At 71.2% G+C, this 18,971-nt stretch carries 16 protein-coding genes; 3 read left to right on the top strand and 13 right to left on the bottom strand.

Annotation, left to right across the window (positions count from 1 at the left end; genetic code table 11):
• Positions 1 to 100 precede the first annotated feature (100 nt).
• Together ABZX22_RS31140 and ABZX22_RS31135 are read right to left on the bottom strand one after the other, a co-directional pair.
• Positions 101 to 496 (bottom strand): RidA family protein, encoded by a 396-nt coding sequence (locus ABZX22_RS31140; protein WP_354915718.1) that lies wholly within the window; start codon positions 494 to 496, stop codon positions 101 to 103.
• Between the two features lie 11 nt (positions 497 to 507).
• Positions 508 to 1,677: an MFS transporter gene (locus ABZX22_RS31135; protein WP_354915715.1), complete on the bottom strand. Its 1,170-nt coding sequence runs from the start codon at positions 1,675 to 1,677 to the stop codon at positions 508 to 510.
• A gap of 104 nt (positions 1,678 to 1,781) precedes the next feature.
• On the opposite strand from ABZX22_RS31135, the gene ABZX22_RS31130 reads away from it, so the two are divergent.
• The gene (locus ABZX22_RS31130; protein WP_354915712.1) at positions 1,782 to 3,731 is read left to right on the top strand and encodes an amino acid transporter; all 1,950 of its coding nucleotides are present in this window, start codon (positions 1,782 to 1,784) and stop codon (positions 3,729 to 3,731) included.
• 117 nt (positions 3,732 to 3,848) lie between these two features.
• Here the strand turns inward: ABZX22_RS31130 and ABZX22_RS31125 are convergent, their stop codons facing one another.
• The 9 genes from ABZX22_RS31125 to ABZX22_RS31085 all read right to left on the bottom strand — a co-directional run bounded on the left by ABZX22_RS31125 (position 3,849) and on the right by ABZX22_RS31085 (position 15,140).
• Positions 3,849 to 4,280: a hypothetical protein gene (locus ABZX22_RS31125; protein ID WP_354915709.1), complete on the bottom strand. Its 432-nt coding sequence runs from the start codon at positions 4,278 to 4,280 to the stop codon at positions 3,849 to 3,851.
• A 511-nt stretch (positions 4,281 to 4,791) separates the two neighbouring features.
• A complete protein-coding gene (locus ABZX22_RS31120; RefSeq protein ID WP_354915706.1) occupies positions 4,792 to 5,460 on the bottom strand; it encodes a response regulator in 669 nt (222 codons plus the stop codon).
• Positions 5,457 to 8,003, bottom strand: a complete 2,547-nt coding sequence (locus ABZX22_RS31115) for a sensor histidine kinase KdpD (protein ID WP_354915703.1) — start codon at positions 8,001 to 8,003, stop codon at positions 5,457 to 5,459. The genes ABZX22_RS31120 and ABZX22_RS31115 overlap by 4 nt, the downstream gene beginning before the upstream one ends.
• A gap of 4 nt (positions 8,004 to 8,007) precedes the next feature.
• Complete coding sequence (locus ABZX22_RS31110) at positions 8,008 to 8,883, bottom strand: potassium-transporting ATPase subunit C (RefSeq protein WP_354915700.1); 876 nt, start codon at positions 8,881 to 8,883, stop codon at positions 8,008 to 8,010.
• Positions 8,883 to 11,006, bottom strand: a complete 2,124-nt coding sequence (gene kdpB / locus ABZX22_RS31105; protein ID WP_354915697.1) for a potassium-transporting ATPase subunit KdpB — start codon at positions 11,004 to 11,006, stop codon at positions 8,883 to 8,885. The genes ABZX22_RS31110 and kdpB overlap by 1 nt, the downstream gene beginning before the upstream one ends.
• Positions 11,006 to 12,652 (bottom strand): potassium-transporting ATPase subunit KdpA, encoded by a 1,647-nt coding sequence (kdpA, locus tag ABZX22_RS31100; protein ID WP_354915694.1) that lies wholly within the window; start codon positions 12,650 to 12,652, stop codon positions 11,006 to 11,008. Before kdpA ends, kdpB begins: the two co-directional genes overlap by 1 nt.
• Positions 12,652 to 12,741 carry a K(+)-transporting ATPase subunit F gene (gene kdpF, locus ABZX22_RS31095; RefSeq protein ID WP_354915691.1) on the bottom strand — a complete coding sequence of 30 codons (90 nt, stop codon included), beginning with the start codon at positions 12,739 to 12,741 and terminating at the stop codon, positions 12,652 to 12,654. The genes kdpA and kdpF overlap by 1 nt, the downstream gene beginning before the upstream one ends.
• 315 nt (positions 12,742 to 13,056) lie before the next feature.
• The gene (locus ABZX22_RS31090) at positions 13,057 to 13,263 is read right to left on the bottom strand and encodes a cold-shock protein (RefSeq protein ID WP_354915688.1); all 207 of its coding nucleotides are present in this window, start codon (positions 13,261 to 13,263) and stop codon (positions 13,057 to 13,059) included.
• 425 nt (positions 13,264 to 13,688) lie between these two features.
• On the bottom strand, positions 13,689 to 15,140 hold the full coding sequence (locus ABZX22_RS31085; protein ID WP_354915685.1) for a pyridoxal-dependent decarboxylase: 1,452 nt from the start codon (positions 15,138 to 15,140) through the stop codon (positions 13,689 to 13,691).
• A gap of 71 nt (positions 15,141 to 15,211) precedes the next feature.
• On the opposite strand from ABZX22_RS31085, the gene ABZX22_RS31080 reads away from it, so the two are divergent.
• The gene (locus ABZX22_RS31080; protein ID WP_354915682.1) at positions 15,212 to 16,240 is read left to right on the top strand and encodes a helix-turn-helix domain-containing protein; all 1,029 of its coding nucleotides are present in this window, start codon (positions 15,212 to 15,214) and stop codon (positions 16,238 to 16,240) included.
• Here ABZX22_RS31080 and thrC read toward each other — a convergent pair.
• A complete protein-coding gene (gene thrC / locus ABZX22_RS31075) occupies positions 16,174 to 17,241 on the bottom strand; it encodes a threonine synthase (protein ID WP_354915679.1) in 1,068 nt (355 codons plus the stop codon). The two genes, ABZX22_RS31080 and thrC, sit on opposite strands and share 67 nt — an antisense overlap.
• A gap of 65 nt (positions 17,242 to 17,306) precedes the next feature.
• Between thrC and ABZX22_RS31070 the strand changes: the two genes are divergently transcribed.
• Positions 17,307 to 18,122, top strand: a complete 816-nt coding sequence (locus ABZX22_RS31070; protein ID WP_354915676.1) for a MurR/RpiR family transcriptional regulator — start codon at positions 17,307 to 17,309, stop codon at positions 18,120 to 18,122.
• 151 nt (positions 18,123 to 18,273) lie between these two features.
• On the opposite strand, the gene ABZX22_RS31065 is transcribed toward ABZX22_RS31070, so the two are convergent.
• Positions 18,274 to 18,954, bottom strand: coding sequence for a TetR/AcrR family transcriptional regulator (locus ABZX22_RS31065; protein ID WP_354915673.1), 681 nt, complete (start codon positions 18,952 to 18,954; stop codon positions 18,274 to 18,276).
• Positions 18,955 to 18,971: the final 17 nt, after the last annotated feature.

Genomic DNA, 18,971 nt, shown 5'->3' with positions numbered 1-18,971 from the left:
TGAGGGCCGGTCCCCGCTCAGGGGACCGGCCCTCCCTCCGTCTCTCCGGACACCACGGGCCTCTCCGGATGCCCGAGGCGCGGGTGTGAGGGGCGGGGCATCAGGGGCGGGCCGCGACGGCGTCGATCTCGAAGAGCATGCCGGGCAGCGCGAGCGCCGCCACCCCGATCAGCGTCTGGGCGGGCGGCCGGTCGCCCCAGATCTCGCCGATCGCCCCGGCGATCACGGCCAGCTTGTCGAGGTCGTGGTCCACGACGAACGTGCGGATCTGCGCCACGTCCTGGACCGACAGTCCGGCCGCCGCCAGCGCCGCGCGCAGGTTGTCGAGCGACTGCGCGACCTGCTCGGCGAAGTCGGGAGAGGTGACGTGTCCTTCGTGGTCGGAGGCGTACTGCCCGGCGATGATGACCAGCTCGCCGGTGACCTGGGCGACATGGCTGTAGCCGAAGGAGACCGGGTCGTGCAGGGTGGCCGGATTGACGATGGTGACGGACATGCGGGGTTCCTTTACTTGTCGCGGGTGGTGACGGCGAAGGCGGACAGCAGGACGGCGGCGGCGAGCCACAGGGCGGCGACCGTGCCGAGCCGGTCGACGGCCAGCCCGCCGAGCAGCGCGCCGAGGGCGATGGACAGGTTGAAGGTGGCGACGAGGAGCGACGAGGCCGCCTCGGTCGCCTGGGGCGCGGCCTTCAGCATCCAGCTCTGCAGGCTCACCGACACGCCTCCGTAGGCCAGGCCCCAGACGACCAGCAGGGCGATGCCGGCGGCGGGCGTCCCGCCGTACGCGGCAAGCAGGGCCGTGGTGGCGGTCAACGCGAGCGTGATCACCAGGAGCGTGCCCCGGGGACGGCGGGCGGCCCTGGCGCCGGCGAGGAAGTTGCCGGCGATGCCCGCCACGCCGTAGCCGAGAAGCAGCAGGCTGATGAGGTCGGGGTCGATCCCGGAGATCTCCTGCAGGACCGGGCGGACGAAGGTGTAGGCGGCGAAGTGGCCGGTGATCAGCAGGAGTGTCAGGGCCACGCCGACCCGTACGGCACGCACGCGCAGCAGCCGGGGCAGCTCGCCGAAGGTGATCGTCCGGGTGGCGGGCAGCGCGGGCACCAGCAGGACCAGGCACGCCAGCGCGACCAGCCCCAGGATCCCCACCGCGCCGAAGGCGAGGCGCCAGCCGCCGAGCTCCCCGGCGAGCGTTCCCGCGGGGACGCCGGCGACGGAGGCGGTGGACACCCCACCGAAGATCACCGCGGTGGCGCGGGCGACGTGCCGCTCGGGTACCAGCCGGAGGGCGAGCCCGCCCGCGATGGCCCAGAACCCGCCGACGCTCACGCCGACGGCCAGCCGGGCGGCGAGCACGACGGCGAAGTCCGGTGCCACGGCGCCGGCGAGGTTGGCCAGGCCCATGAGTCCGATGAGCGTGACCAGCATGGCGCGTCGGTCGATCCGCCCGGCCGCGACGGTGAGCAGCGGCGCGGCGATCGCGGCCACCAGGCCGGGGACGGTCACCATCAGGCCCGCAGCGCCGTCGGAGACGCGCAGGTCGGCACTGATGGGGGTGAGCAGGCCGACCGGCAGCAGCTCGGAGGTCATCAGGGAGAAGATCCCCAACGCCACGGCGGCGACGGCGAGCCATCCTCTGGTCGCCGATCGGCTCGGCGCTTCATTCAAGACATCAGACATCCAGAATAACCTTCCACGACAACCCAGGAGAAGGGGTGCCGATATTTCTGGATATTAGATGTCTAGAATGCTCGTCGCAACTCTGAGCGGGTAGGGCGGAGGACATGGTTCGCCACGGATCGCTGGACGAGGACACACCCGCCACACCGCACGCCGCCGGTAGGAACCCGGTCACGGCCTGGCTGCTGGACGGCCTGAGACCGGAGGACCGCCACTCGACCGGGATGCACGAGGAACATCCCGACAAGCAGTACCCGTGGTGGCAGACGATGTGCCTGACCGGCGTGGACTACTTCTCCACGCTGGGCTACCAGCCGGGCATCGCGGCCCTGGCGGCCGGAGCCCTCTCCCCCGTCGCGACCTCGTTCCTGGTGCTCCTGACGCTGTTCGGCGCGCTGCCCACCTACCGGGCGGTGGCCGCGGAGAGCCCCAGAGGCCTCGGCTCGATCGCGATGCTGGAGAACCTGCTGCCCAGCTGGTGGGGCAAGCTCCTGGTGCTGGTCCTGCTGGGCTTCGTGGCGACGGCGTTCATCTTCACGATCACGCTGTCCGCCTCCGACGCGACCGCGCACGTCGTGGAGAACCCGTTCTTCCCCGCCGCCCTGCACGGCCAGGAGGTCCTCGTCACGATCCTGCTGATCCTCGCGCTGGGCGCGATCTTCCTGCGCGGCTTCAGCGAGGCGATCGGCCTCGCGGTGGTCCTCGTGGCCGTCTACCTGTCGCTCAACCTCGTGGTCGTGGGCATGGGCCTGCTCCAGGTGATCGAGCACCCGGCCCTGGTGGACGGCTGGCAGGAGGCGCTGACGACGGGCTACTCGGGCCCGCTCGCGATGATAGGCGTCTCCCTCCTCGTCCTGCCCAGGCTCGCCCTGGGCCTGTCGGGCTTCGAGACGGGCGTCGCCGTGATGCCGCAGATCCGGGGCGACCTGGAGGAACGCATCAGAGGCGCCCGCCGGCTGCTCACCACCGCCGCGCTGATCATGAGCGGATTCCTGATCGCCAGCAGCTTCGCCACGGCCATCCTCATCCCGCACGAGGAGTTCGAGGAGGGCGGCAAGGCGAGCGGGCGGGCGCTGGCCTTCCTCGCCCACGAGTACCTCGGCGACTGGTTCGGCACGGTCTACGACCTCAGCACCATCGCCATCCTGTGGTTCGCGGGCGCCTCCGCCATGACCGGCCTGCTCAACATCGTCCCCCGCTACCTGCCCAGGTACGGCATGGCACCGGACTGGGCCCGCGCCATCAGGCCGCTGGTGCTGGTGTTCACCGCGATCGCCGTCGTGATCACCATCGCGTTCGACGCCGAGGTCGAGTCCCAGGGCGGCGCGTACGCCACGGGCGTCCTGGCGCTGATCCTGTCGGCGGCCGTGGCCGTCACGATCTCCCGCTACCGCCAGGGCAGGCGCGCGGCCGCCTACAGGTTCGGGGTGATCGCCCTCGTCCTCGGCTACGCGACCGTGGTCAACATCGTCGAACGCCCCGACGGCCTGAAGATCGCGCTGCTGTTCGTCCTGGCCATCGTCGTCACCTCGATCGTCTCCCGCGCCACCCGCTCGACCGAGCTGCGGGTCGGCCACATCGAGTTCGACCCCGCCGCGCTGCGCCTGGTCCGGGAGATCGACGGCCCGCTGCGCGTGATCGCCAACGAACCCGACGAGCGCGACCCTCTGGAGTACGCCGAGAAGGAGCGGGAGGCCAGGGAGCACCACCACCTCCCGCCGGATGAGCCGGTGCTCTTCCTCGAGGTGACCGTCGGTGACGCGTCCGAGTTCTCGTCGGACCTGAAGGTGGTCGGCGAGGAGCGTCACGGCTACCGCGTTCTGCGGGTGTGCGGTTCCAACGTGCCCAACACGATCGCGGCGATCCTGCTCCACCTGCGGGACGTCACGGGCAAGAAGCCGCACGTCTACTTCCACTGGATGGAGGGCGATCCGGTCAAGGCGATGCTGCGCTACCTGCTGTTCGGCGGCGGTGACGTGCCGCCGCTGACGCGTGAGGTGCTCCGCCAGGCCGAGCCCGACCCGGCCAAGCGACCGCAGGTGCACGTCGGCTGATCACCTCGAGCCGCAGATGCACGTCGGCTGATCAGGCCGAACCGCCGGTGCCCGCCCGGCCGACCAGCCGCAACCGGTCACGTCGAGCCGCAGATGCCCGGCCGATCAGCCGATCGGTCAGGTTCGCGGAACCGCGCGGTAGTCGCGGACGCGGATGGCGAGCCCGTGCCCCAGCGACGCCCGGACGTCGCCGCGTGCCAGCCCGGCCACGGCGGCCACGCCGTACCCGGCCAACGCCACGCCGTACCCGGCGAGCGCCACGCCGCCGAACATCCCGAGCCTGAGCAGGTCCGGCGCGGCGAGGCTCAGCTCGCCCAGGCCGTTCACCAGGAAGCCGGTCGTGAAGAGCCACCCCATGAGCGCCGTGGCCGACGCCGCGAGCAGGCTCCGCGACCATGCCGCGTACGCTCCCACCGCGAGCGCCATGGCGGCGACACGTGGCGTGCCCGGAGGGAGCAGTGCCGCGACGGCGGCGCACGCGGCGACGCTGACCACGAATCCTCCGCTGATCATGAACTCCAGCGGCGACCTTTCCCGACTGAATGTCATGAATTCATCACATCGCATTTCCAGCCGCGCGGGGAGTGTCCATACGCCATTCCTTCGCGTTCATGACGCGTTATTGATGCCGGTCGAGCCGCCAGGGAGGCCGACGTCAAGCGGGCGTCAGGGTTTCGGCGGCCGCCGTTCGGATCCCCTCTGGAATACGCCCGGACCGAATATCCGGCCATAGCATCATTTTCTATAAATTTCTGCGGTGCGTACCGAGGAGGAATGTGATGCACTCAGGTGGCCCGCCCTTCCTGCCCACCCGTATCGGAAGGAGCACGATGAAAGCCCCGAAAATACGGCCGGAAGCCTTCGGGCTGCTCGTGCTCATCGCCGTCGTGGCCGTGGTCACGCTGGCGATCGAGCTGCTCCCCTGACCGGCGTCCGGCACGGGGCCGGGCCGGCGTGACGGATCACGCCGGCCCGGCTTCGTCGTGAGCGGCGAGGCGGGTGAGCGAGGAGCGTTCGCCGAGCGGGCTCATGAGCGGGTGAAGTGGTGGCGGGCAGGAGCTCAGGGGGTGAAGCGGTAGCCCATGCCCGGCTCGGTGATCAGGTGGACGGGTCGTGCGGGGTCGCGTTCCAGCTTGCGGCGCAGCTGGGCCATGTACTGCCGCAGGTAGTGCGACTCCTTCAGGTACTTCTCCCCCCACACCTCGCTCAGCAGGTACCGCTGGCTGACCAGCTTGCCCGGGTTGCGCAGCAGGATCTCGAGGATGTGCCACTCGGTGGGCGTCAGCCGTACACCGTCGGAGACCGTCTTGTCGGTCAGGTCGATCACCCGGTCCCCGATCTGGACGCGGGCCAGCTCCGCCTCCTGCAGGCCGGTCCTGCGGGTGACGGCCCGCATGCGTGCCAGCAGCTCCTCGATGTTGAACGGCTTGGTGACGTAGTCGTCCGCGCCCGCGTCCAGCGCCTCGATCTTGTCCTGGTTGCCGGTCCTGCCGGACAGCACGAGGATCGGCACCGACGTCCACCCGCGCAGACCGTGGATGACGTCGACCCCGTCGAGGTCGGGCAGCCCGAGATCGAGCAGGACGAGGTCGGGCTGCCGTTCGGCGGCCTCCCTGAGCGCCGACCCCCCGTCGGCGGCCACCGTGACCTCGTAGTGTCGCGCGACCAGGTTGATGCGCAGCGCCCGCAGGAGCTGCGGTTCGTCGTCGACGACGAGGACGCGGGTCATGCGACCACCGCCCGCGAGGAGATGGGAAACGTGAGGATCATCGTGAGACCTCCCCCTGGTGTCTCGTCAGGGACCAGCGTGCCGCCCATCGCCTCGGTCAGCCCGCGCGAGAGCGCGAGGCCGAGGCCGACGCCTGTGTCGTTGTCACGGTCGCCGAGGCGCTGGAACGGCAGGAAGATGCGGTCGTGGGCGTCGGCGGGGACGCCCGGCCCCCTGTCGATCACCCGGATCTCGACGTGGGCGCCGTGCCCGCTCGCGGTGATGAGCACCTTGGCGTCCTGCGGGCTGTAGCGCACCGCGTTGGTCATCAGGTTGACCAGCACCCGTTCGAGCAGCGTCGGGTCGGCGACGATCTCGGGCAGCTCGACGGAGATGTCGCCCTCCACCCTGTCCCGCACCGGGCCCAGGTCGTCGATCGCGCGGGGCACGACCTCCTCCAGAGCCACCGGCTGGTGGTCGACCCCCAGGACGCCCGCCTGGAGGCGGCTCATGTCGAGCAGGTTCGCGACCAGGCGGTCCAGTTTGGCCAGCGACTCGTCGGCCGTGGCCAGCAGCTCCTGGCGGTCCTCCTCGGTCCAGGCGATCGCGGTGTTGCTCAGGCTCTCCACGGCGGCCTTGGCGGAGGCGAGCGGGGTGCGCAGGTCGTGGCTGACGGCGGCCAGCAGCGCGGTGCGCATCCTGTCGGCCTCGGCCAGCGGCTTGGCCTGGTCCGCCGCCTCCTCGAGGCGCTGCTGGCGCAGCGCCACGGCCGACTCGGCGGCGAACGCCTCGAGCACCCTGCGGTCGGCGGCGTCGAGGAGCCGTCCGCGGGCGGTGAGGACCAGGTTCTCGTCGATGACCACGTCGGTGTCGGCGGCCGACGGGGACGTGCACGGCGTGCCGCCGGTGGTGGCGATGATCCGCCAGGCGTCCGGATCCGTCTGGTCGTCCGGCATGCTGCCGGTGTCGGGCCGCCGCTCCAGCAGCGTGACCGAGGTCAGCCCGAACGTCTCCCGCAGCCGCGCGAGCAGCGAGGGCACCGCCGCCTCGCCGCGCAGCACGTGCCCCGCCAGGGTGGCGAGGATCTCGGCGTCCGCGCCGGCTCTGGCGGCCTCCCTGGTACGGCGGGCCGCGACGTCGACGATCGTGCTCACCATGGCGGCGACCACGACGAACACGATGAGCGCGAACAGGTTCTCGGGATCGGCGATCGTGAACTCGCCGACCGGCGGGGTGAAGAAGTAGTTCAGCAGCAGTGAGCCCACGACGGCCGCGGTGATGGCCGGCCACATGCCGCCGATCAGCGCGACGCCCACCACCGTCACCAGGTAGAAGAGGATCTCGGTCGGCAGCGACAGGTCGTCCCTGAACGGGATCAGCGCCGCCGTCAGCGCGAGCATGCCCGCGAGGGCGACCGCCCATCCGGCCAGCCGCCGCTTCCTGGTCAGCGCCGCGCGGCTGTGTTCGGGGCGCCGGCGGCCCTTCTTCGCCTCGTCGTGCGTGATCATGTGCACGTCGATGCTGCCGGACAGCGCGGTGGTCTCCACGCCGACGCCGCGGGAGAGGATCTGCGCGAACCGGCCGCGCCGGGAGGCGCCGAGCACCAGCTGGGTGGCGTTGACGCCGCGGGCGAAGTCGAGCAGGGCGCGGGGGATGTCGTCGCCGACCACCTGGTGGTAGGTGCCGCCGAGGCTCTCCACCAGCGTGCGCTGCCTGGCCAGGTTGGCGGGGTCGCCGCCGGCCAGGCCGTCGGCGCTGGTGACGTGGACGGCCAGCAGGTCGGCGCCCTTGGTCCTGGCCGCGACGCGGGCGGCCCGCCGTATCAGGGTGTCGCCTTCGGGTCCGCCGGTGAGGGCCACGACGACGCGCTCGCGCGTCTCCCAGGTGCCTTCGATGCCGTGGTCGGCGCGGTAGCGGTCGAGCTGCTCGTCGACCTTGCCCGCGACCCACAGCAGGGCCAGCTCGCGCAGTGCGGTCAGGTTGCCGACCCTGAAGTAGTTGGACAAGGCGGCGTCCACCTTCTCCGGAGCGTAGACGTTGCCGTGCGCCATCCGCCGTCTGAGGGCCTCGGGCGACATGTCGACCAGCTCGATCTGGTCGGCCCTGCGCACCACCTCGTCCGGCACGGTCTCCCGCTGGGGGATGCCGGTGATCTGCTGGACGACGTCGTTGAGCGACTCCAGGTGCTGGATGTTCACCGTCGAGACGACGTCGATGCCGGCGTCGAGGATCTCCTCGATGTCCTGCCAGCGCTTGACGTTCCTCGACCCGGGCACGTTCGTGTGGGCCAGCTCGTCGATCAGCGCGATCTTCGGCGCGCGCTCGATGACGGCGTCCACGTCGAGCTCGGTGAAGGTCGACCCGCGGTAGCGGAGCTGCCTGCGCGGGATGATCTCCATGCCCTCGAGGAGGGCGGCGGTGCGGGGACGCCCGTGGGTCTCGACGAAACCCACGACGACGTCCCTGCCCCGCTCCATCCCCCTGCGGCCCTCGCCGAGCATCGCGAAGGTCTTGCCCACCCCGGGCGCCGCGCCCAGGTAGACCCTCAGCCGACCGCGTGGCATCGCCCTATCCCTTGTCGAGTGCCAGGTTGAGCTCGAGCACGTTGACCGCGGGCTCACCCATGAACCCGAGCGCCCTGCCGGTGGTGTGCTCCTTGACGAGCGCGGTCACCCTCTCCAGGGGCAGGCCGCGCTCCTTGGCGACGCGGGGCGCCTGCAGCTCGGCGTAGGCGACCGAGATGTGCGGGTCCAGGCCCGAGCCGCTGGCGGTGACCGCGTCCGCGGGGACCTTCACGTCGGTGACGGTCCCGCGCACCGGCACGGTACGGCCGGCCGCGTAGTCCTCGCCGGGCTTGCCGCACTCGACCTTGACGCCCTCGTAGGTGGCGGCGAACGGCTGGGCGGGGCAGGCCTGGTTGACGCTGACCGCCCTGGTCGGGGTGCCGACGGCGGGGAACACCTTCAGCACCGCGCCCACGCCGTCCGGCGTGCAGTACGGCCGGGCGCCGCTGACGCCCTCCAGCTCGCCGACCGCCTTGGAGCGGGCGCAGACCTGGGTGAGCAGCGACTGCCTGCCCTCGTCGGGGTTGCCCTCGTCGTCCTTGGCGCCCGGCACGGGCAGGGTGTCGACGACGTCCTCGGGGCCGAGATTGCTCGCTGCGGTGGACAGCATGTCGTACCCGTCCCCGGCGGCCGACGGCCGGCTCTGGAAGTACTTCCTGATGGGGTTGCCGTCCTTGTCGGTGAAGAGCTGGCCCACGACCGCGCTGCCGACGGTCTTGCCGTCGCGCTCGACCGGGGAGCCGTTGGCCTTGTTGCGGAAGGCGGCCTGGGCGATGCCGGTGACCGCCAGCGGGTAGATCCCGCCGAGGATCAGGGTCAGGACGATGACCGCGCGGACGGCGGCGAGGTGCTGGCGGATCCAGCTGGGCAGGCGTTCCATTACGACATCCCCGGAAGGAACTGGATGAGAAGATCGATCAGCTTGATGCCGACGAAGGGCGCGACGATGCCGCCCAGACCGTAGACGGACAGGTTCCGGTTGAGCAGCTTGGAGGCGCTGGACGGCCGGTAGCGCACGCCGCGGAGGGCGAGCGGGATGAGCGCGACGATGATGATCGCGTTGAAGACGACCGCGGACAGGATCGCCGACTGCGGGCTGGCCAGGCGCATGATGTTGAGCGCGTCCAGGCCCGGGTAGACCGCCGCGAACATCGCCGGGATGATCGCGAAGTACTTGGCGATGTCGTTGGCGATCGAGAACGTGGTCAGGGCGCCGCGCGTGATCAGCAGCTGCTTGCCGATCTCCACGATCTCGATGAGCTTGGTCGGGTTGGAGTCGAGGTCCACCATGTTGCCCGCCTCTTTGGCGGCGCTGGTGCCGGTGTTCATCGCCACGCCGACGTCCGACTGCGCGAGCGCGGGGGCGTCGTTGGTGCCGTCACCGGTCATGGCGACCAGTCGGCCGCCCTCCTGCTCCTTCTTGATGAGGGCGAGCTTGTCCTCGGGGGTGGCCTCGGCGAGGAAGTCGTCCACGCCGGCCTCGTCGGCGATGGCCCTGGCGGTCAGCGGGTTGTCACCGGTGATCATGACGGTGCGGATGCCCATGCGGCGCATCTCGTCGAACCGCTCGCGCATGCCCTGCTTGACGACGTCCTTCAGGTGGATGACGCCGAGCACGCGGCCCTTCTCGGCCACGACCAGCGGGGTGCCGCCCGTGCCGGAGATCCCGTCCACGATGTGGCCGACCTCGTCGGTCGGGTGACCGCCGTGGTCCCTGACCCACTTCATGACGGCCGTCGCCGCGCCCTTGCGGACCTCCTTGCCGTCGAGGTTCACGCCCGACATGCGGGTCTGCGCGGTGAACTGCACCCACTCGGCGTGGGCCAGCTCGCCGGGCTCCCGCTCGCGCAGGCCGTACGCGGTCTTGGCGTACACCACGATCGAGCGGCCCTCTGGCGTCTCGTCGGCGAGGCTGGACAGCTGCGCCGCCCGCGCCAGCTCCATCTCGGGCACGCCGGCCACCGGCACGAACTCGGACGCCTGGCGGTTGCCCAGCGTGATGGTGCCGGTCTTGTCCAGCAGCAGCGTGCTGACGTCGCCGGCGGCCTCGACCGCGCGGCCCGACATGGCCAGGACGTTGCGCTGCACGAGCCGGTCCATGCCGGCGATGCCGATGGCCGACAGCAGCGCGCCGATCGTCGTCGGGATGAGGCAGACCAGCAGCGAGACGAGCACGATGCCCGTGACGCCGTTGCCTGTCAGGGCGAGCGAGTCGGGGATGCCGGGGTTGGTGTCCTTGGCGTAGATGGCCAGCGGCTGCATGGTCACGGTGGCGACCAGGAAGATGACGGTCAGCGCGGCCAGCAGGATGTTGAGGGCGATCTCGTTGGGGGTCTTCTGCCGGTCGGCGCCCTCGACCAGGGAGATCATCCGGTCGATGAAGCTCTCGCCCGGCTTCTGGGTGATCTGCACGATGATCTTGTCGGACAGCACCTTGGTGCCGCCCGTCACCGCGGACCTGTCACCGCCGGACTCCCGGATGACCGGCGCGGACTCGCCGGTGATCGCGGACTCGTCGACGCTCGCGATGCCCTCGATCACGTCGCCGTCACCGGGGATGATCTCTCCGGCCTCGACGACCACGAAGTCGCCCTGCCTGAGCTCGGCAGCGCCCACGGTGTCCCACTCCGTGGAGGTGCGGCTCCTGAGCCTGCGGGCCATGGTGTCGCGCTTGGTCGCGCGCAGCGTGGCCGCCTGCGCCTTGCCCCTGCCCTCTGCGACCGCCTCCGCCAGGTTGGCGAAGATGACCGTCAGCCAGAGCCAGACCACGATCGCCCAGGCGAAGAACGACGGGTCGAGGACGGCCAGGACCGTGGTGAACACCGCGCCGATCTCCACGATCAGCATCACGGGGTTGCGCCAGAGCGTGACGGGGTTCAGCTTGACCAGCGCGTCGGGCAGCGACCTGACGAGCTGTTTCGGGTCGAGCAGGCCGCCGCCGATCCTGCCGTTCTTCTTGGGCGCCGGTTCCTTCCCCGGCGCCTCGACCAGGTGGGTCGTCATCACATGAGTCCTTCTGCGAGCGGGCCGAGCGCCAGGGCGGGGAGGAAGGTCAGCGCGACCAGGACGATCGTCACGCCGACGACCATGCCGACGAACTGCGGCCGGTGGGTCGGCAGCGTGCCCGCGGATTCGGGCACCGGCGTCTGCCTGGCCAGGGAGCCCGCCAGGGCGAGCACGAAGATGATCGGCAGGAACCGGCCGAAGACCATGCACAGGCCGAGCGCCACGTCGTACCAGGGGGTGTTCACGGTGACGCCGGCGAAGGCCGAGCCGTTGTTGTTCGACGCGCTGGTGAAGGCGTAGAGGATCTCGGAGAAGCCGTGCGGGCCGCTGTTGAGCATGGCCGCCAGGCCCGCCTTGTTGCCCATGGCCACGGCCGTGCCGACCAGCACCAGGACCGGGGTGACCAGGAAGTAGAGCGAGGCCAGCTTGATCTCGCGGGAGCCGATCTTCTTGCCGAGGTACTCGGGCGTCCTGCCGACCATGAGCCCCGCGACGAACACGGTGATCACGGCCAGGACGAGCATGCCGTACAGGCCGGCGCCGACACCGCCGGGAGCGACCTCGCCCAGCATCATGTTGAACAGCGTCATCATGCCGCCGAACGGGGTGTAGGAGTCGTGGAAGGAGTTCACCGCGCCGGTGCTGGTGAGCGTGGTGGCGGCGGCGAACGTCGCGGAGTTGGCGACGCCGAACCGCACTTCCTTGCCCTCCATGGCCGCGCCGACCGCCTGCGGGACAGTCGCGTTGCCGCTCAGCTCGAAGACGTTCGTCAGGACGACGCTGGCCAGCGCGATCGTGGCCATCACGGCGAGGATGGCGTAGCCCTGCCGGACCTGGCCGACCATCCGGCCGAAGGTGCGGGTCAGGCTGAAGGGGATGACGAGGATCAGGAAGATCTCGAACCAGTTCGTCCAGGAGGCGGCGTTCTCGAACGGGTGGGCCGCGTTGGCGTTGTAGAAGCCGCCGCCGTTGGTGCCGAGCTCCTTGATGACCTCCTGGCTGGCCACGGGGCCGCCGGTCATGTTCTGCGTGTTGCCGGCGAGGGTGGTGATCTCGTGCGGGCCGACGAAGTTCTGCACCAGGCCGCCCGCCACCAGGACGAGCGCGCCGACGAAGGCGATCGGCAGCAGGATGCGGAGCGTGCCGCGCACCAGGTCCACCCAGAAGTTGCCGATGGTGTCGGCGTTCTTGCGGGCGAAGCCGCGCACCAGCGCGATCGCCACGGCCATGCCGACGGCGGCCGACACGAAGTTCTGCACGGCGAGCGCGGCCATCTGGACCAGGTGGCCCATGGTGCTCTCACCGGAGTAGGCCTGCCAGTTGGTGTTGGTGACGAAGCTGATCGCGGTGTTCCACGCGACGTGGTCGGTGACGGGCGGGAAGCCGAGCGAGAGCCACAGCTTGTCCTGGAGGCGCTGCATGCCGTACACGACCAGGATGGAGATGATCGAGAAGGCCAGCAGGCTGCGCGCGTAGACGGGCCAGCGCTGCTCCGCGTCGGCGCGGACGCCGAGCAGGCGGTAGACGACCCGCTCGACGGCGGTGTCCTTGGTGCCGCTGTAGACCCGGTACATGTAGTCGCCGAACGGCTTGTGCACCACGGCCAGCGCGATGACCAGGGAGGCGAGGAAGATCCAGCCCATCAGAACCGCTCCGGGAAGAGCAGGGCCGCGACCATGAAGATCACCAGGCCGATGGCCACGACGAGGCCGGCGGCGTTGACGGCGCTCACAGGCGCTCCACCGCCTTGACGACAAGCCCGAAGATCACGAAGATCGCGATCGTCAGGGCGACGAAGATGACGTCAGCCATCCCCACTCCTCAGTTTTCGGACATAGCTTTCATGACCAGCAAACTTGGAGATTCAGGGAGCTTTGCCGTTCTTGACGGGTTCCCTACGGCTCAATGCGGACTATTGACGCGATCCGTACGTCATGCGCGCCGCCACCCGGCGGGCGACGCCGTCGATCGCCCGTCCTTCACAGACGCAGAAGCCGGGGCCCGGTCATGGTGCTGACCGGGCCCCGGCTCCTGGCGTGAGTATCCGTCAGATGACGGGAACGATGTTCTCCGCCTGCGGGCCCTTCTGACCCTGCGTGACGTCGAAGCTCACCTTCTGGCCCTCGTGGAGCTCACGGTAGCCCTGGGTGGCGATGTTGGAGTAGTGGGCGAAGACGTCAGCGCCGCCGCCGTCCTGGGCGATGAAGCCGAAGCCCTTCTCCGCGTTGAACCACTTGACAACGCCAGTCGCCATGTCGATCTCCTTCGATAGGCGCAGTAATGGGACACGCACCTTGCGTGGCCCATGTCGCCGCAATGACCCATCCGGACATGACCGGCAAAAACAAAATGCGCCTGGGGGGTTACATCCCGTCAGGCGCACACAACGTTCATGGGTACCAGAACTGCAACACCCTCAAAGCTAGCACGCGTCGCGGCCACTGTGACCCGTACGGGCGACTTGGTTCTCGCTGCCACCAGGACCGATCCAGCCCCCACCGGTATGTCCATACCGAAATGATCCTCACATATGAGTCTATAGTCAGCCATCTGCGACATTTCGCATGTCGACAGGCGCGTCGGCGTCGCCCAGAGATGACATCGGCCCTGCGGGCCAGAGACAGGCGGCACAGCTGATGCCGAACCACGACACGCATCTCGCGGCACCTGACGGGCGGGTCACGCGTACCCGACGGGGTTCCTCTTGCGGGCGTCGCCCAGCGCGCTCACCACGGCCTCGACGTCCTCCACCCGGGTGCGGTGGCTGGTCAGGCACAGCCGGATGGCGGGCCGTCCGGCCAGGCGAACGGTGCTGATCCACGCCTGCCCGCCACGGACCACCTCGTCGGCGACCGCGTCGTGCCACGCCGCGCTGCTCTCGGCACCGCCCGCCTCCGCCTCGGGGGCGGCCACGCAGACGACGGGCAGCACCGTGTCGTTGACCCGCCGCCACCCCTCCTCCTGGAGGCGGCGCGCGAGCAGCTCGCCGAGCCGCACGTCCCGCTCGATCTGGGCGGCGTAGGCGGGCCTGCCCGCCATCGCCAGCGCGAGGAACACCTTCAGCCCCGCGAAACGGCGCGACCACTGCACGCTGGTGGCGTAGGGGTCGGGGGCGCCGTCGGTCTCCGCCGGCATGTAGGAGGTGGTCGCGCGGAAGCTCTCGGCCAGCGCGGTCCCGTGCGGGGTGAGCAGCATGCCCGCGCCCATGGGCGCCGACATCCACTTGTGCGCGTCCACCGTGACGCTGTCGGCCCGCTCCACCCCGGCCAGCAGCGGGCGCAGGGAGTCGGACAGCGCGATCGCGCCCGCCCACGCGGCGTCGACGTGGAAGTGCAGCCCCCACTCCGCGGCCAGGCCGGCCAGCTCGGGCAACGGGTCCACCGCGCCTCCCGCCGTCGTGCCGGCGGTCGCGGCCAGCAGGAACGGGTCGCGGTCCGCGGCCCGGTCGGCCTCGACCATCTCGCGCAGCCTGCCGGTGTCCATGCGGTGCGCCGCGTCGACCGGCACCAGGCGGACGGCCTCGCGCCCGATGCCCGTCATGTGGGCGATCTTGAGCCACGCCAGATGGCTCTCGGCTGAGGCGTAGAACACCGGCCGCCGCGGCAGGCCGTACGTGCCGGTGCCGGGATAGGAGGGGAACCGGCGGGTCAGGGCGACGATCACCGCGGTCAGGTTGGCCTCGGCACCGCCCACCGTGAAACTGCCCTCCGTGGTGGCGGGCAGGCCGAGGCGGGCCGCCATGAAGCGCAGCACGTGCCGTTCCATCTCGACGGCCGCGGGGGCGTGGCTGTAGGCGGCCAGCTGCGGGTTGACCCCTGCCGCGAGCAGCTCGCCGGCCACGCCCCACCAGGTGGGGGTGGGGTTGAACAGCCCGAAGTAGCGGGGGTGCGTCGTGTGCACGCCCCAGCGGCGCAGGGCCGCCATCACCTCCCGCAGCGTGTGCTCGGGCCGCCCCGCCGTCTCGAAGTCCTGGCCGGCCAGCCAGTCGCGCAGCCACGCGGTGCCCGTCTCCGGTGGCGCGACGGGGCCGCCTGCCACGTCCTTCGCGTGCCGTACGACCAGGTCCACGGCGGCGGTCAGCAGCCGGGCGCCTTCGTCCTCACCGATGTCCAGCGGTCCCTTTTCGTCCATGGACACCACTGTCGCGAGTGCCGAATCCGGTCACTAGTGGCAAAGATGTCGTGTTCCACTATATTTGCGCCATGGGCCGGATCAGAGTCGTCATCCCGGTGCTGGACAACTGCCCGCTCTTCGAGCTCGCCGTCCCCTGCGAGGTCTTCGGCAGGGACCGGCTCGACCTCAGCCCCGACTGGTACGACCTGCGCCTGTGCCGGACCGCGGACGGCGAGCAGGAGTCGCTCAGCGGCCTGTGGCTGCGCGCCCCGCACGGGCTGGAGGCGATGCGCACGGCCGACCTCGTCGTGGTGCCCGCCTGCGCCGACGGCTCCTACCGGCCGCCGGACACGCTGCTCGAAGCGCTCGTCGCGGCGCACGAGAGAGGCGCGCGGGTCGCCGCCCTGTGCTCGGGGGCGTTTGTGCTCGCCGCGGCGGGCCTGCTCGACGGCCGCGAGGCCGCCACCCACTGGATGCACGCCGCGGACCTGCGGCGCCGCCACCCACGGGTGCGCGTCAACGAGCGCGCCCTCTACCTCGACGACGGCGACATCCTCACCAGCGCCGGCACCGCGGCGGGCATCGACCTGTGCCTGCACATCGTCAGGCGCGACTTCGGCGCCGCCGTGGCGGCGGAGGTGGGGCGCCGCATGGTGATCGCGCCCCAGCGGGAGGGCGACCAGACGCAGTACGTCTCGCCGGCCGTGCCCGTCCCCGCTCCCGACAAGGGCCTGGCGCCGGTGCTGACGTGGGCGCTGGAACGGCTGCACGAGCCGCTCACCGTCCCGCGCATGGCCGAGCGGGGCGCGATGAGCACCAGGACCTTCATCCGCCGCTTCCACCAGGAGACCGGCCTCACCCCGATCAGGTGGCTCACCCAGCAGCGCGTCGTCAGGGCCAGGGAACTGCTGGAGACCACGCGGCTGCCCGTCGACGTGGTGGCCGAGCGCTCCGGCTTCAGCACCGGCAACGGCCTGCGCCAGCACTTCACCAAGCTGCTCGGCACCACGCCCTCCGCCTACCGGCGCACCTTCCAGGGGGCGGGCGGCGCTCAGGCGGCCGGCAGGAGGGCGCGAGCCACCTCGGCCGCCGATGAGGAGGTCTCGATCGAGGTGTAGCCGCCGCGCAGGGAGGCGTCCAGGTCCTTGAGGCCGTTGCCGCTGAGCGTGATCACGATCCGCTGCCCCGGGTCGAGCCTGCCCCTGGCGTGCTGGTCGAGCAGGCCGGCGATCCCCGCCGCCGAGGCGGGCTCGGCGAAGACGCCGTCGCGGCGGGCCACCTCCCGGTAGGCCGCGAAGATCTGCTCGTCGGTCACGGCGGCGATCAGACCGCCGGACTCGTCGCGGGCGGTGACGGCACCGTCCCAGGTCGCCGGGCTGCCGACGCGGATGGCGCTCGCCTCGGTCACGGGCTCCTCGACGGGCGCGCCGCGCACGAGCGGCGCGACCCCCGCCGCCTGGAAACCCCACATGCGCGGCAGCCGGGTGGCCAGGCCCGCGTCCCGGTAGGTCCGGTAGCCGCCCCAGGTGGCGGTGATGTTGCCGCCGTTGCCCACCGGCAGGCAGTGGATGTCGGGCGCGTCACCCAGGGCGTCGACGATCTCGTAGGCGACGGTCCGCTGCCCCGCCAGGCGCCACTCGTTGCCCACGGAGTTGACCAGCGCGACCGGGTGGTCGGCGGCCAGCTCGCGGGCGACGCGGAGGCAGTCGTCGAACCCGCCGGCGATCTCGACGATCCGCGCGCCGTGCCGTACGGCCTGGCCGAGCTTGCCGAGCGCGATCCGCCCGCGGGGCACCAGCACGGCCGCCGCCATCCCCGCGCGAGCGGCGTAGGCGGCCGCGGAGGCGCTGGTGTTGCCGGTGGAGGCGCAGATGACCAGCTCGGCGCCGGCTTCGGCGGCCCTGCTGATCGCCACGGTCATGCCGCGGTCCTTGAACGAGCCCGTGGGGTTGGCGCCCTCGACCTTCAGCCAGACGTCGCAGCCCGTGACGGCTGACAGGTGCGCCGAGCGCAGCAGCGGGGTGTTGCCCTCGTTCAGGGTGACGGACGGGGTGTCGCCGCCGGTGACGGGCAGCCAGCGCCGGTAGCCGCTGTCCAGCAGCCCATGCCAGGTACTCATGGCGCCTACCGTAACATCCGTTTCATTCTTCTACGGCAGGCGGGATTGATGTAACATTCGTCAATGTGGATCCCATCGTGACCCGGCTGAGCGAGGTCTACTCCGAGCTGCCGCGCGGCGAGCGGGCGATCGTCAGGGTGCTGCTCGACGACTACCCCTTCGCCGCGCTCGGATCGCTGCGCGCGCTGGCCGACCGCGCCGGCGTCAGCCCGCCGACGGCCTCGCGCCTGTTCGACCGGCTCGGCTACGCCGGCTTCGCCGCCTTCCAGTCCGCCGTCAGGGCCGGCGCCCGCGAGCACGACAGGTCACGCCTGCAGGAGTTCGTGGCCCGCTCGCCCGGCACCCGCGGGGCCGCCGAAGACCTTCGCGCCGGCCTCGACGGCACCCTCGCCGCCGTGAGCGAATCCCAGCTCGCCGCCGTCGCCGCCCTCCTCGCCGAGGCGGGCGGCGTGTGGGCCGTCGGCGGGCCGCTGAGCGAGCTGGCCGCCGAATACCTCGTCCGCCAGCTCGCCGGCCTGCGCCCGGGAGCGCACCGCGTGCCCGGCTCCCCCGCCGCCAGAGCGCGCGTCCTGCTCGACCTCGGGCCCTCCGACGTCGTCGTGGCCTACGACTTCCGCCGCTACTCCCCCGACACCGCGGCGTTCGTGCGGGCCGCCCGGTCCCGGCAGGCCCGCCTGGTGCTCGTCACCGACGCGTGGGAGTCACCGCTGGCGCCGCACGCCGAGGTGCTGATCCGGCTGCCGCGCGAGGCGGCCGGGCCGATCGCGCCGCTGACCCACGAGATCGCCGTCACCGAGCTCGTGCTGGTGGCCACCGCCTCCCGCCTCGCCCCCGCCGTACGGCTGGCCGAACTCGACGAGCTCACCCAGTCGCTGCAGTGACCACGACGAGCCCGTCCATCCCGCTCCGCCGCCGGCTTCGACCAGCCCGCCCGGCCATCCCGCACGGCCATCCCGCCCCGCCGTCGCCCTCGACCGGCCCGCACGGCCGCCCCGGCACCCGACGAGCAGCACCACAGGGGCCGCGGTGACCTCACAACCCCATGGTGTCGGCCAGCGTCTCCATCTCGACGGTCAGCAGCGTGGCCGAGCGGTGCCCCATCCCGGCGAACTGGCCCTGCACCTCCAGGCTCGTCAGCCCGTGCAGCCGCGACCAGACCATGATCGTCCCGGTGAGGGCGGTGGCGGGATCGCCGTCGGGCGCGAAGGCCCTGACCCATTCGGCCACCGCGGGCACCTCCTCGACCCATCGCCGCATCTCCTCGCGCAGCGTCTCGGCGGCCGGACCGCACCGGCCCCCCGCGAACACCGGCAGGAAAGGCCCGAGCACCTCGCGGGCCCGCTGGACGCTCTCCGGCGGAGCCTGGTAACCGGGTGACGGCGTGCCCGCCAGCAGCTGGTAGACGTGCGGGTGCGCCAGCGCCCACCCGTGGAAGGCCCCGGCCAGCGCGTGCAGGCGCGCCCGCGGCGTCCCCTCGCCGACCGCGGCCCGTACGGCCGCCGCGACGTGGTCGAAACCGTCAAGGATGAGCTCGGTCAGCAGGTCGTCGCGACTGCCGAAGTACTTGTAGATCGCCGGCCCCGTGACACCGAGCTGCTTGGCCACGGCGTTCAGGCTCAGCGCCGCGGCCCCACCCTGGCCGATCTGGGCCAGCGCGGCCTCCTTGATCTCGGCACGGACCTGGTCCCGGTAGCGCTGTCGCGGCGATGACACCCTCTCATCGTAGTGAG

Source organism: Nonomuraea sp. NPDC003804, assembly GCF_040610675.1.
Lineage (GTDB): Bacteria > Actinomycetota > Actinomycetes > Streptosporangiales > Streptosporangiaceae > Nonomuraea.
Note: the sequence above shows the minus strand (reverse complement) of the source record. Positions and strands in the feature narration are given on the sequence as shown.